Consider the following 13,198-nt stretch of genomic DNA (forward strand, 5'->3'; position numbering starts at 1 on the left):
CCGGATGATGTCTGAACTGTCCAAGGAGGGGGAGTCTGGGCAGGAGCCATCAGATATTGACGGAGCCTGTAGGCCTGACCACCATAACCGTCGACCCCGGGTGGGGATCATGGGCGGCACCTTCGATCCCATCCATAATGGCCACTTGGTGGCTGCCTCGGAGGTGGCCTGGGTCTATGACCTGGATGAGGTTATCTTTGTGCCCACCGGCCGCCCGGCCTTCAAACTGAACAAGACGGTGACCAATGCCGAGGACCGCTATCTGATGACCGTGATCGCCACGGCCTCCAACCCCAAGTTCACGGTTTCCCGGGTGGATATTGAGCGTCCTGGCATCACTTACACCGTGGACACCCTGCGCGACATCAAGCGGATGCGCCCCGATAGCGATCTCTTCTTCATCACCGGAGCGGATGCAGTGGCCGAGATCATGCGCTGGAAGGATGCCAACCGGATGTGGGATCTGGCCAAGTTCGTGGCCGTCTCCCGACCTGGCTACTCATCCAGTCTGCGAGATCTTCAGGTGCCTGCCCAGCGGGTGGATACCCTGGAGATTCCGGCCCTGTCCATCTCGTCCACGGACGTGCGGCGTCGTTCGGCCCGAGGCATGCCGGTCTGGTATCTGGTCCCGGACGGGGTGGTGCAGTACATCAACAAGCACGGGCTCTACCGCTCGGCTTCCTGAACTTCGCGTACCGTCGGACTCGCCAACACGGACTGCCCTGCTGTGTCAGCGCGCGCCATTATTATGGAGGCTGTCCGCTTCAGCGAAAACAACGTTTGGAGATATGGTGAGCGCGATACTCAAAGGCAGACCAGGAAAAAATCTCATACTTGTCACAGGCCGGACCCATCCCAGACTCGCGGCGGACGTGGCCGATCAACTCGGCATTGACGTCTTGGAGACGACAGCATACGACTTTGCCAACGGCGAGATGTATGTGCGTTATACGGAGTCGGTGCGTGGAGCCGATGTCTTCGTTTTGCAGACCCATTCCGACCCGGTCAACAAGTCCATCATGGAGCAGCTGATCATGATCGACGCCCTCAAAAGGGCCTCGGCGCGGTCCATCACCGCTGTCTGCCCACTCTTGGGCTACTCCCGTCAGGACAAGAAGCATCTGGGCCGCGAGCCCATCTCCTGCCGACTCATGTTCGACCTGCTCAAGGCCGCCGGTGCTGACCGAATCATGTCAGTCGACCTGCACGCTGCCCAGTCCCAGGGCTTCTTCGACGGGCCTGTGGATCACCTGATTGCCATGCCCGTGTTGGTGGACTATGTGCGCGACCGGATGGATCTGTCCAAGGTGGCCGTGGTCTCTCCCGATGCGGGCCGCATCCGGGTGGCCGAGCAGTGGGCCCAGCGTCTGGGAGGTGTGCCCCTGGCCTTCATCCACAAGACCCGTGACATCACCCAGCCCAACAAGGCTGTGGCTCACCGGGTGGTGGGCGACGTGCGCGGCCTGGACTGCGTGCTGGTGGACGACCTGATCGACACTGGTGGCACCATTGCCGAGGCCTGCAACGTGCTGGATGAGGCTGGGGCCAACTCCATCACTATCGTGGCCACCCATGGCGTCATGTCCGGACCCGCCGTGGAGCGGCTCAAGTCCTGCAAGGCCAAGGAGGTCATTCTGACCGATACGGTTCCCATTCCCCAGGAGAAGCGCTGGGATGGCCTGACCGTTCTGTCCATCGCCCCCCTGCTGGCCTCGGCCATCAAGGCGGTCTTCGAGGACGGCTCGGTGGCCCGCCTCTTCGACACGTATCCAGCTCATCATGGTCAGGGCTTCCTCTTCGCTTAAAGCCTTGCCTGCCTGGCATGGCGTGGCGTAATCGTCCGGCTGTGGCATAATGAACCTGGCGGGGCCTGAAGGGCTCCGTCTTTCCCCCATGGTGTAAAGGCAGCACACGGGTCTTTGGAACCCTTAGTCTTGGTTCGAATCCAGGTGGGGGAGCTTACGCTCGCCGATTCCGGTCGGAGACGGCCTCCTTGGGGTCGGTGACCAACCGAAAGGAACTGTCTTGGCAGTCAAGAAGATCGAAACCTGGCTCACCGACATGGACGGCGTGCTGGTGCACGAGAACACGGCCCTGCCCGGCGCTGCCGAATTCATCGACACCCTCAAGCGCAATAACCGCCAGTATCTGGTGCTGACCAACAATCCCATCTACACCCCTCGCGACCTTTCGGCCCGCCTTGGTCGTTCGGGTATCGATGTGCCTGAAGACCGGATCTGGACCTCAGCCTTGGCTACAGCCGACTTCGTGTCTCGGACTATGCCGCGGGGATCGGCCTATGTGATTGGTGAGGCCGGGCTGACCACAGCCTTGCACGAGGCCGGGTTCATTCTTTCCGATATCAACCCGGACTATGTGATTCTGGGCGAGACCCGAACCTACTCCTTTGAGTCCATCACCACAGCTATCCGCTTGATTCTGGGCGGGGCCCGTTTCATCTGCACCAACCCGGACGCCACAGGCCCCAGCGAGAACGGTGTCCTGCCTGCGGCGGGAGCCGTCGCAGCTCTGGTGACCAAGGCCACCAACCGGGAGCCCTACTTTGTGGGCAAGCCCAATCCCATTATGTTCCGCACGGCTCTAAACAGGGTGGGTGGCCACTCCGAGACCACGGCCATGATTGGCGACCGTATGGATACTGATGTGGTGGCCGGAGTTGAGGCTGGCCTGAACACCTTCCTGGTGCTGACAGGCATCACTACACGATCTGAGGTGGAAACCTTCCCCTACCGCCCTGACCAGGTGGTGGACTCCATTCAGGATCTGATCGACATCGCCGAGAGCGGGGTGGTGGAGTTTTGAGCGGCGGGCAGACGCTGACCGCTGGCATCATTCTGGCTGCAGGCGAGGGCACTCGTATGCGCTCGGCCCATCCCAAGGTTCTGCACACCCTGGCCGGCAAGACTTTCTTGCAGCGGGTCATGACTTCGGTGACTGCTCTGAATCCCGAGCTGACGGCTGTGGTAGTTCATCATCAGGCCGACCTGGTGGCGCAGGCTGCACGCTCTTACGATTCGCAGGTGCGCATCGTGCGTCAGGACAGCCGACCGGGTACGGGACGCGCGGTCCAGTGCGCCGTGGATCAGCTGGATGGAGAACTTCGACACGACGGTCAGGTGCTGATCGTCGCCTCCGACATGCCCCTGTTGGACGCAGACACGTTGCATCGTCTGCTCGACTATCATGTCAGCTCCGGCGACGGCGCCACCGTGCTGACAGTAAATCTGGACGATCCCACCGGATACGGTCGCATCATTCGTGACCAGGATGGACGGGTTCTGCGCATCGTCGAACAGCGGGATGCCACCGGCACCGAGCTGGCCGTCAAGGAAGTCAACACCTCTGTTTACGTCTTCGAGGCTGACCTGCTCCGACAGGCAGTCCGCGGCCTGGACGACAGCAACGCCCAGGGGGAGTTCTATCTGACCGATGCCTTGGAGACTGCTCGTCGCCTGGGCAGGGTCGGGGCCTTCGCCGCTCCTGATCCGCTCAAGGTTGAAGGGGTCAACGACAGGATTCAGTTGGCCGATCTGGCTAAGGCCCATAACCTGCGGGTCTGCCAGGAGTTCATGCGCCAGGGGGTGACCATCCTGGACCCATCCACCACCTGGATTGAGGACGACGTGGTCATCCAGCGGGATGCCGTCATTCTTCCCGGCTGCTTCCTGCAGGGTCATACCGAGATCGCCTCGGATGCCGTCATCGGCCCATATACCACCCTGATCGATGCGATCGTGGAGCCGCAGGCCAAGGTTGAGCGCTCCCGCGTGCAGGAGACCCGGATTGGAGCCCGGGCCAACATCGGCCCCTGGACCTATCTAAGGGCTGGCAACATCCTTGCCGAGGACACCAAGGCCGGGGCCTTCGTCGAGATGAAGAAGGCCACCATTGACCACGGGACCAAGGTTCCCCATCTTTCCTATGTAGGGGATGCGCACATAGGCCACGACAGCAACGTGGGTGGCGGATCCATCACGGCCAACTACGATGGCGTGCATAAGAACCGGACCGAGATTGGGTCGGAAGTGCACGTGGGCGCAGGGAATCTCTTCGTAGCTCCGGTCCAGGTGGGCGACGGAGTCACGACCGGAGCCGGTTCGGTCATCCGCCATCCGGTGGAAGACGGGGCCATGGTTTATTCCACTAATGACCAGCATCAGGTTCCGGACTGGAAGCCCGCCTGGGAACGGTAACCATGACAGCATCTGCTTCACAACGAGGAAAGGCGTGACAAGTGCCAGCATTGCAGGAATCCATCGACGCGGTCCGGGTGGCCGCTCGGGCTGCCAACGATGTCAAGGCCATGGATATCGTGGCCTTCGACGTCTCCCAACCCATTGCCATCACCGACATCTTCATGGTGGCCACCGGTAGCAACGAACGTCAGGTTCTGGCCATCGCCGAGGAGGTGGAGAAGCAGCTTCATCTGCAAAAGAATCTGGACCCGCGCTCTCGGGAAGGCGTCCAGGAGGCTCAGTGGGTTCTGCTGGACTACGGTGACTTCGTCATCCACATCATGCACAAACAGGCCCGAGCCTACTACGACCTGGAACGGCTCTGGAAGGACTGCCCCCAGGTGGACCTGCAGCTGGAGCATCCCTTCACCCTTGCCGATGATGACCCGGACGGCCAGCTGGCCTCCAAGGCGGATGATCTGAATGAGGATGATCTGCGCAGCCGTTTCGCTGATCCTCAGGAAAGCCATGACTGACACAGATACCACCGCCAAAGATAGCCGGCATGTGCGCTCCATGACTGTGGTCCGCCATGGGCAGACCTCATACAATGCAGGGCACAGGATGCAGGGCCAGATTGACATTCCTCTCAACAGCGTAGGCCGCTGGCAGGTGGAGAGGACCGGCGAGGAGTTGCGGGCTGAATATGTGGACGGCGCACCCCAAGACCGTCACCTGCTGGTGGTTTCCTCTGATCTGGGCCGGGCTGCTGCCACTGCTCATGCCTTCGCCGATCCATTGGATCAGCCGGTCCATCTTGATCGCGGGCTGCGTGAACGCAGCTTTGGCGAGTGGGAGGGAGCCAGTGCTGAGGAGGTTCGTCAACGCTGGCCTGAGGATTACGAATCCTGGTCCCGGGGCGCCGGGGGAGAGCTGCTCCACGGTGCCGAGACCAAGGCCCAGGTGGGCAAACGAGGCCTGGAAACCCTGAATCGATGGATTCACCGGGCTGGTCCGGACACGGATCTCATGGTCTTCTCCCATGGGTCCTTTATTGCCGAGACCCTTCAGGCTCTGCTGGGCATGGCCACTGCGTATCCCGAATACCTGGGCCTGGTCACCATGCGGAACGCCCACTGGGCGCGATTGATGCCACGAGACCTGCCAGACGGTGGCCTGCGATGGTCCATGATTGATTACAATCGTGGACCAGCCATCGCCATGCGGGGTGACTGGGACAATCCCAGGGGGCTGGTCCAGACCGACTGAGGTTTTTGGGCGATCGGCCCACCATCACACTATCGCCATGACCACCAGCTACCATAAGAGCGCAGCAACCAGCCGTTGGATCAAAAGGGGTCGGAGTGAAGCAGTTCTTTCATGACATTTCCTGGGCGCAGATCATCGCCGGCGCTCTTGCAGCCATGACCTCCTTCTGGCTGGCCGCCAAGATCGGCGTGGCGGGATCCATCATCGGCGTAGCCATCGGTTCCATCGTCTCTGCTGTGGCCTCGCAGATCTACAAGAATGTTTTGGAAGCCTCTGGCCAGAAGCTTCAGGAGTCCGTGGGCGGTAGTGCCGACAAGGATGATGACGATTCCAGAACTGAATCGAGTGCCGATTTAGCCGCCGATGGACAGACCACGGCGTTGCCGGCCCAGGGAAAGGGTCATCCAAACGATTCAAGCAATATTGCCGACGGATCGACCCAGGTAATGGCCCCGGTAGATGGGTCCACCCAGGTCATGCCTACGGTCGGTGACGAAGAGTCGGCAGCCAAGACCGGCAGAACCATTTCGTCAAGCAATGGACCACGAACCCATACGGCCTCCATTGCAGCAACCAGTAAGAAGAAGCTGGATCAGCGCCGGCGCAACGTCATCATTGTCTCTGTGGTCAGCGCCCTGGTGGCCGTACTGCTGTCCGCCCTGGCCATCAATGCTCTGACCAAGGGCGAAGGCACCGACAAGGTGGTTCGCAACGTGGTCAGCCCACCGACCAGCCAGGTGGTAACCCCCAACCAGGATGAAGAGACCCCCTCCAAACCGGTGCAGCGGACAGAGGAGCCCGAATATCAGTCGACCCCGAGTGCCCCTCAAAATCAACCTTCAGGAACGAATCAGAACCAGGGCAACGAACAGGGATCCGGGCAAAGTCAGCAGCATGGAGGCAACCCTACGAGCTCGCCTTCGCCGTCTGCCGACGCGACCAGCTCCACACCCAGTCCCTCAAGCACGACTTCAACACCACAGTCGTCACCGATGACAACGACCAGTCCCTCGCCTCACAACTGACGAACGACCCGGCGCGGCACACCCATTCCATCATGTAATGTGACTAGGGTCACTTTTGGACGGTCCAAGAGGCCCGTCTCGAAGGTCCCGGTCCTGAAGGTGGGATCAGCAATGAGAAAGGTGTGTATATGCGCAAGGTTCTGTGCTCTCCAGGCTCCTATGTTCAGCAGGAGGGCGCCATGGGAAAGCTGGCCGGAGAATATGCGGCTCTGGGCACCAAGGGCGCCCATCTGATCGTCGATCCGGTCATCGACGGGCTCTACCACGACGACATTGTCGCCTCCTTTGAGCACGATGGGATCCCCTACGAACTGATGAAATTCGGCGGCGAGTGCTCCATGGAGGAGATCGACCGTCATCGTGCCCATTTGGGCGGCAGTGACGCGGTGATCGGCATCGGCGGCGGCAAGACCTTGGATACCGCCAAGGCTGTGGCTCACTTCGCCCATCTGCCGGTCATGATTGTGCCCACGGCAGCCTCCTCGGATGCGCCTTGCTCAAGGCTGTCCGTGCTCTATACGCCTGAGGGTGTCTTTGACCGTTATCTGCCCCTGCCTGCCAACCCCAACGTGGTCCTGATGGATACCGACGTCATCGCCAAGGCTCCGGTGCGCTTCCTGGTATCAGGGCTGGGCGATGCCTTCGCTACTTACTACGAGGCCGCCGCCTGCGTGCAGTCGAACGCCGTGACCATGACCGGAGGCCACGCCACCATGGCCGCCTTTGCCTTGGCCCGTCTCTGCCGCGATACCCTGCTGGAAGATGGGGTCAAGGCCGTGGCCGCTGCCAAGGCCGGTGTGCGCACAGCTGCGCTGGAGAAGATCATCGAGGCCAATACGCTGCTGAGCGGTCTGGGCTTCGAGAGCTCTGGCCTGGCTGCAGCCCACGCCATTCATGACGGGATGACCGCCCTGGAGGGCACCCACTCCATGCTGCACGGCGAAAAGGTGGCCTTCGGCACCCTGGCCCAGTTGGTCCTTGAGGATCGGCCTCTGGAGGAGACCCGCGGGGTCTATGACTTCTTCCGCAGCGTGGGTCTGCCCACCTCCCTGGAGCAGATCGGCATCGGCCAGGCCAGCGAGGAGGATCTGCTCAAGGTCGGCGAGCATGCCTGCGGTCCCGACGAGACCATGGGCAACATGCCCTTCGGGGTGACTCCCACCGATGTGGCTCACGCCCTGCGCGCAGCCGATCAGCTGGGCAAGCAACTCTGAGTCCTCTTGCTCTGATCTTTCTTTGAGATGCCAAGCGACCGTCGGCATGGAGTCGGCGGTCGCTTTTATTTTTCCCGACGTTGCATTGGTCACCCTTGAAGCGAGCTGGCGGCCTTTCGTATGGCTTCCTCATCTGGGCATGTGGCTGGACCGGGCTGAGTAGTGGAAAGCGCTCCTGCACAGTTTGCCAATATCAGTGACTCCTCGATGGGCAGGCCTTGGAATATGCCGGCGCAAAGAACGCCCGAATGGGCATCGCCGGCACCGTTGGTGTCTATGGTACGAACCTGTGGGGTGGGAATGTACTTGATTTGCATCGCATTCTTGGGCTGGCAGTACCAGGCACCGCGAGCGCCGGCCCTAAGAACCACCGGACTGTCCAGTCTTAGCGAAAGCGAGCGGCAGAGGGATTCCAACTCGGTTACGTCGCCAGTTTCGAGTTGGCATCCCACACGTTCCGCCAGGATTGGTCCCTCGCGTTCATTCAGCGACCAGATCGGATGCAGTCCGTTGACCGCATCAAGCACATCCAGCTCAATATCGGCCACCATGGGTCCCACATCGAAGAGTACAGGAAATCCCTCGTCCTGGTGTTTCTCAGCAAAACCGACCAGGCTTCGGGTATTGTCCTTGTGACAGAAGGAATATCCGCTCAGATAGATGACATCGCCAGGAACCAGATTCATGCTTTCGTAGGTGCCCTCTGGTACGCGGGTCTCTGCGCCCCTTGCTGAAACAAAGGTGCGTTCGCCGGAGGGTTCGATCATGGCTACCGAGTATCCGGTATCGCAGTCTTCCAGAACAGGCCCTTGGGCGGGAACTTGAAGGGCGGCAAGGGCCACACGGACCATGTCCGCCATCGGACCTGTGCCAATCGCTCCCATGTAGGCTATGGGCGCTCCCATCTGCCTGGCTGCGCGAATCACGTTGTATCCGCCGCCAACCTTTATGGCACTTCGTCTGGCGAAAATGTCCCCTCCACGCTCCGGGAGGTGGTCGATGTCCATGCTAAGGTCAACCACCACCTGACCCAGATGGAGGATGCTGGGTTCAGTCATGGCTCCTGCTCCCCACCGCCACGGAATCCTTGGAGAGGAGGTGCAAAATGGCGTAGAGGATTCCTCCCAGGAGGAGGGATACGAGCCATGCTAGGCCGTTCCTGCCCAGGAAGCTGCCGGACAGCGGTCCTGAGAACCAGACTTCGTTCTTGGAGACCTGGGCCGTCACAAACAGAAAGCCGACGACTATCCCCACCAGCCAGCTGATGATGGCTGGGAGGTTGACTCCGTGCCAATACCAGTATGGGGAATCTGCTTGAAGATTCAGCAGGCCGTCCGAATCGTAACGCTTGCGGAAGATCATATCTGACAGGAAGATGCCTGCCCAGGTGCTCAGTGGCACTGCCAGCAGGGAGATGAAGGTGACGAAGGGGCCGTAGAATCCGTCGGAACCCAAGGTAAAGTACAAGGCTCCGCAGGTGGTCACCACCACATCGACCACGACCGCATAGACGCGGGGGATTCTGATGCCCAGGGTGATGGTGGTCAGGCCGGCCGAATATACGGAAAGGTTGTTTGACATAAGCAGGCCTGCAAATGCGGCAATCAGATAGGGGATTGAAACCCATGCAGGCAGAGCGCTTCGAACCGCGGCGACAGGATCGGCGGCGGAGGCAATGGTGGAGTTGCCTGCTGTCAGGACCGATCCCAGGCCGATGACCACGACCAGGGGGATTCCGGCGCCTGCCGCCGCGGTCAGGATCAGAGGGCCTGATTTTACCGAGGTCTTCTGGTAACGGGCCATGTCTGCACCGGAGTTGACCCAGCCGATGCCCGTCCCCGCAGCTATGGTGCCGACGCCAATCAAGAAAGCACTGGCTGAGCCGGGGGCATTGCCGAGGAAGGAGGACCAGTCGACGGTCGTGGCCAGATAGATGGCCACTAGGAGTGTAAGGGCGCCGAATATCCAGGTGGCCCACTTCTGCACGGTGAGAATGAAGGCGTGACCGGCGGCTGAGACCACCACGGTCAAGGCCACGAAGACGGCAATGCAGACGAAGGTCAGGAGGGGGGAGCGCTTGGCATCGGCTGAGGTTCCGAAGATGATGGCGATCAGGGAGAGCAGCGCAAAAGCGCCGGTCATCGTGTTCACCGTCTCCCAGCCCAGTCTGGACAGCAGGGCCACCAGCGTGGGGCCTGCATTGCCTCTGACGCCGAAAATGGCCCGGGACAGGGTCAGCGTGGGCGCGCCGCCTCTTCTGCCGGCTATGGAGATGATGCCGACGAGGGCGAAGGATCCGAAGGCTCCGATGATCGTGGCGAGCACGGCCTGCCAGAGGTTGAGACCCTGGGCAATCAGGGTAGCTCCCAGAGGGATTCCCAGAATTGAGATATTGGCGGCGAACCAGACCCAGAAGAGTTGTCCGGGCGATCCGTTCCTCTGGTCCTCGGGCACAGGTTCGATGCCCCTTTGCTCGACTCTGGAGAGGATGGTGCCCTCCTTTGGTGCAGTTGACATGGATTGTCTCCTTCGACTCAAGATGTACTGGATGTAGTGATGACTTGTCTGTTCAGTCCTGTGGTGTGGTCTGGGTGGACCCCATGGTCTTGGGGTTGAGTGGATTTTACATTGTTGTGTTCCTGAAGGATTCGACGGTATTCGTTTTGCGCTTTGCTACCTTAGGGCAATCAGGCCACGGGCAGTTTTCTGCAGGTCGAGGTGGGATACCGAAGCTACATGGGAGCAGAGTGCAGGGTCGAAGACCTCGGGACCTGTGCACGCGCCGGTCATTGCGCCGGTCATTGCGGCGATGGTGTCCGTATCGCCACCAAGGTTGACTGCGGCGAACAGAGCCGATTGAGGATTGTCGGCGAATCTCCAAGCCAGGGAAAAGGCGGCTGCCACAGACTCATTGGCCTCGACCGAGGTCCCGCAGTCTTCAATGAGGTGACATTCGAAATCGTCCTCATCGCTGAATTCCTCAGATAGTCGTATTGCCTGGCGAGCGCGTGCGGGGACCGATGCCTTCGGAGTCCAGGCCCCGGACGTTTCCATGGCGGGCACCATACGCAAGGACTCGTTCAGTGCCTGGCGAACGGTCATCCCCTCAAGCCCCAGGCTGACTGTCGTAGCGATCAGCGCAGCACTTTGGAAGCCTGCGACCGTGTCGTGGGTGACCTGGCAGGACTCGTAGATGCGATTGGCCAGTCGTCTGGTGTCCTCGGGCCTGTTGGCTATGCCTACCGGAGTGACTCGCATGGCGGCTCCGTTGGTGGTGCCGGTCCTTCCTGTGGTCATGATGTCCGCGCCCTGGCGAACCTGTTCCAGGGCCAGCTTGGTGGATGGTCCGAGCAAATCGAGCGATCCACGCGACTTCATGTCATCCTCCCAGGCCAGAAGACGCTTGGCAAACTCTTTCGGATCGATGTGTCCCTTACCCTCGATAGTCAGTTCCGCCACGATCAACGCCTGCTCGGTATCATCGGTTACAGACCCTGCAGGCATACCGGGAGCTATGGGCTGATCCGGAATGGCATCGCAAAGGGTGTGGATCCTGCCGTAGGCCTCATGTATTGCTGCAGGACTCATGCTCTGCGTGGGCATGCCCAACGCGTCCCCTAAGGACAACCCAGTAAGCGCGCCCAGTGCGCCCTTTTCAGTTCTGGTCATTGTTGTACAAGCCTCCGGAGTCGCTGCGATGAGCCTATTAATCTGTCTGCAGATAGACTGCGACATTTTTAATCAGAATCATTGTAAGGCCCCTGGAAGATTGTCAGTACGACGGATGCAGCAGGCAAGATTCGCACGGAAGAATGGGGAACTGAACGAGCTCCACCCAGTGGAGTGGGAGATAAAAACATTGCAGGCAATCTGGGGTTAAAGACTTGATCGAGATATCGAGATGTGTGTTCTATATAGTGCAGACGGCCATTGAACGGGATCGTCCGTCTACGCCGTACTGGAGTTTGGCAGTGCTGTCTTGGTCCAGGCTCCAGCATATGCAAGGGCATTGGATATAAAAAAGAATCCCGAGGTGACCTCGGGATTCTATCTGTGGAGCTAGGGGGATTCGAACCCTAAAATGAGCAAAAACGATGAATCAAGCGGGAGTATGCGTAAGACGTTGAAGCCTACTCCTGATTGGCTTTTATCGGCATTTTCTCGTATGCCTTCTAGGACAGTTAGAACAGTTAATTTTAGATGGGTTGCGCTCAAAATGCGTTCAAAATTGCCGGTGTATCATCCTGTCGTACTTGCGTCGCATCCGCTCGTAGTCCTCATTGCTTCCCCATACCCTGATTGCCGCGATGTCCTGTTTGACTTCATCCTTGGCCGCCTCGATTTGCGAGCGCTCTTTCAGTGTGAGAGTGGGGTCTTGGAGCTTGTCGAGTAGCGCGTCCTTATGGCGTTCCATGGTGGCTTTGATCTGCAGGTGGCGCGCGATGGTCGTGCTCTGGTCTGCCGGGTTGTAGCCGCTGGGGCGCATGCTTACGTCCTGGGCGTCATCGTAGTAGGTCATGAGTGTGAGACGGGTCTGCGCCGTACCTTCACTGCCTTATGTCGGGATGTTGGCATTCTCGACTGCGACATCATGGCCTCCCGGGTCTGGACTAGCTCCTGCATGCTCGGATTCTACGACATGTACGCCACGTCATGGAAGGCAGAGTCGCCATCACACTCAGCCAGTATCTCGAATAAAATCGAAATGCATACTGCCGCCATGGTAGAACAGTAAAGCAAAAAACAGTATACTATTTCGCAACTGTTGCAGGGGAGCGAGCATGGCTAAACATACGTCTGATATGGCACATACGCTATGCATAGCTTTAGTATCGGTAATTGTGGGGATAGGGCTTTTTTTGTTTTGTTGGGTATCCTATTCTTTGGGATGGTATCAATTTGATTATCCCCACCATATGCTATTTTTCGCAGTAATTGGCATTGTAGCAGTTCCGTACGTTTTTCTGATATTTTCCTATTGTTTTTCTGCTGAAAATACATCCAGGCCATCATATAAAACCATTTTCGGCATCAAAAAAACGCAATCTATTGCTGTTGTCTGCGTTTCGTTCGCTTACTGTCTGTACTCAATGATCCTGACAATGGTCGACGAGAAATCTCTTATCTACAATATCCCTTTCCTCGCCATGAGCACGATTGAGACAATCGTAGTGATATATGCAGGTTATGACATAATAAACTCATTAAATTTGCGCTGGTTTTTAAGAACGTCGCCGTATTGTATAACTGGCATTTGTTTTGTCACTTATGCAGCGTTCACGATGCCTCCTACTGGTAAAAGCGTATTCCAAAATACCGATTCGCTTGCCAACGCTGTCTTATCGTTTGTGACCATAACATATTTCATTCAAGTGTTTAATGAGCGATTCTGCAAGGAACAAGACGACGGAGTGTGAAAACATCACCGACCAATGAATACAAGGAACATGAAGAAACATCATGCCGTCCGCATTATCGGGGGAGCCGGACGGCA

At 58.8% G+C, this 13,198-nt stretch carries 13 protein-coding genes and 1 tRNA gene; 10 read left to right on the top strand and 4 right to left on the bottom strand.

The window, feature by feature from the left end:
- Nucleotides 1-4: 4 nt before the first annotated feature.
- From nadD to H3V09_RS01540, 9 genes are all read left to right on the top strand, one after another.
- Entirely contained in the window at nt 5-685 is a 681-nt protein-coding gene (gene nadD / locus H3V09_RS01500) for a nicotinate-nucleotide adenylyltransferase (protein ID WP_110425156.1), read from the top strand.
- Between the two features lie 103 nt (nt 686-788).
- Nucleotides 789-1,805, top strand: a complete 1,017-nt coding sequence (locus tag H3V09_RS01505) for a ribose-phosphate diphosphokinase (protein WP_029678934.1) — start codon at nt 789-791, stop codon at nt 1,803-1,805.
- Between the two features lie 82 nt (nt 1,806-1,887).
- Nucleotides 1,888-1,958 (top strand) — tRNA-Gln (locus H3V09_RS01510).
- A gap of 67 nt (nt 1,959-2,025) precedes the next feature.
- Nucleotides 2,026-2,823: an HAD-IIA family hydrolase gene (locus H3V09_RS01515; RefSeq protein WP_015021717.1), complete on the top strand. Its 798-nt coding sequence runs from the start codon at nt 2,026-2,028 to the stop codon at nt 2,821-2,823.
- Nucleotides 2,824-2,837: 14 nt separating this feature from the next.
- On the top strand, nt 2,838-4,214 hold the full coding sequence (glmU, locus tag H3V09_RS01520; protein ID WP_255297787.1) for a bifunctional UDP-N-acetylglucosamine diphosphorylase/glucosamine-1-phosphate N-acetyltransferase GlmU: 1,377 nt from the start codon (nt 2,838-2,840) through the stop codon (nt 4,212-4,214).
- 41 nt (nt 4,215-4,255) lie between these two features.
- Complete coding sequence (rsfS, locus tag H3V09_RS01525; protein ID WP_046322826.1) at nt 4,256-4,732, top strand: ribosome silencing factor; 477 nt, start codon at nt 4,256-4,258, stop codon at nt 4,730-4,732.
- A complete protein-coding gene (locus tag H3V09_RS01530) occupies nt 4,725-5,465 on the top strand; it encodes a histidine phosphatase family protein (protein ID WP_046322827.1) in 741 nt (246 codons plus the stop codon). The genes rsfS and H3V09_RS01530 overlap by 8 nt, the downstream gene beginning before the upstream one ends.
- 95 nt (nt 5,466-5,560) lie before the next feature.
- A complete protein-coding gene (locus tag H3V09_RS01535) occupies nt 5,561-6,490 on the top strand; it encodes a hypothetical protein (RefSeq protein WP_198190700.1) in 930 nt (309 codons plus the stop codon).
- Nucleotides 6,491-6,618: 128 nt separating this feature from the next.
- Complete coding sequence (locus tag H3V09_RS01540; protein WP_198190701.1) at nt 6,619-7,704, top strand: glycerol dehydrogenase; 1,086 nt, start codon at nt 6,619-6,621, stop codon at nt 7,702-7,704.
- Nucleotides 7,705-7,793: 89 nt separating this feature from the next.
- Here H3V09_RS01540 and H3V09_RS01545 read toward each other — a convergent pair whose 3' ends face one another.
- From H3V09_RS01545 to H3V09_RS01560, 4 genes are all read right to left on the bottom strand, one after another.
- Nucleotides 7,794-8,762 carry a PfkB family carbohydrate kinase gene (locus H3V09_RS01545; protein WP_198190702.1) on the bottom strand — a complete coding sequence of 323 codons (969 nt, stop codon included), beginning with the start codon at nt 8,760-8,762 and terminating at the stop codon, nt 7,794-7,796.
- The gene (locus H3V09_RS01550) at nt 8,755-10,221 is read right to left on the bottom strand and encodes a purine-cytosine permease family protein (RefSeq protein WP_198190703.1); all 1,467 of its coding nucleotides are present in this window, start codon (nt 10,219-10,221) and stop codon (nt 8,755-8,757) included. The genes H3V09_RS01545 and H3V09_RS01550 overlap by 8 nt, the downstream gene beginning before the upstream one ends.
- Before the next feature lie 156 nt (nt 10,222-10,377).
- Nucleotides 10,378-11,373, bottom strand: coding sequence for an ADP-ribosylglycohydrolase family protein (locus H3V09_RS01555; protein ID WP_121913316.1), 996 nt, complete (start codon nt 11,371-11,373; stop codon nt 10,378-10,380).
- A 553-nt stretch (nt 11,374-11,926) separates the two neighbouring features.
- On the bottom strand, nt 11,927-12,223 hold the full coding sequence (locus tag H3V09_RS01560) for a hypothetical protein (RefSeq protein WP_198190704.1): 297 nt from the start codon (nt 12,221-12,223) through the stop codon (nt 11,927-11,929).
- A gap of 262 nt (nt 12,224-12,485) precedes the next feature.
- On the opposite strand from H3V09_RS01560, the gene H3V09_RS01565 reads away from it, so the two are divergent.
- Nucleotides 12,486-13,121, top strand: coding sequence for a hypothetical protein (locus tag H3V09_RS01565; protein WP_198190705.1), 636 nt, complete (start codon nt 12,486-12,488; stop codon nt 13,119-13,121).
- Nucleotides 13,122-13,198: the final 77 nt, after the last annotated feature.

Source organism: Bifidobacterium sp. M0399 (assembly GCF_016100595.1).
GTDB classification, from domain to species: Bacteria; Actinomycetota; Actinomycetes; order Actinomycetales; family Bifidobacteriaceae; genus Bombiscardovia; species Bombiscardovia polysaccharolytica.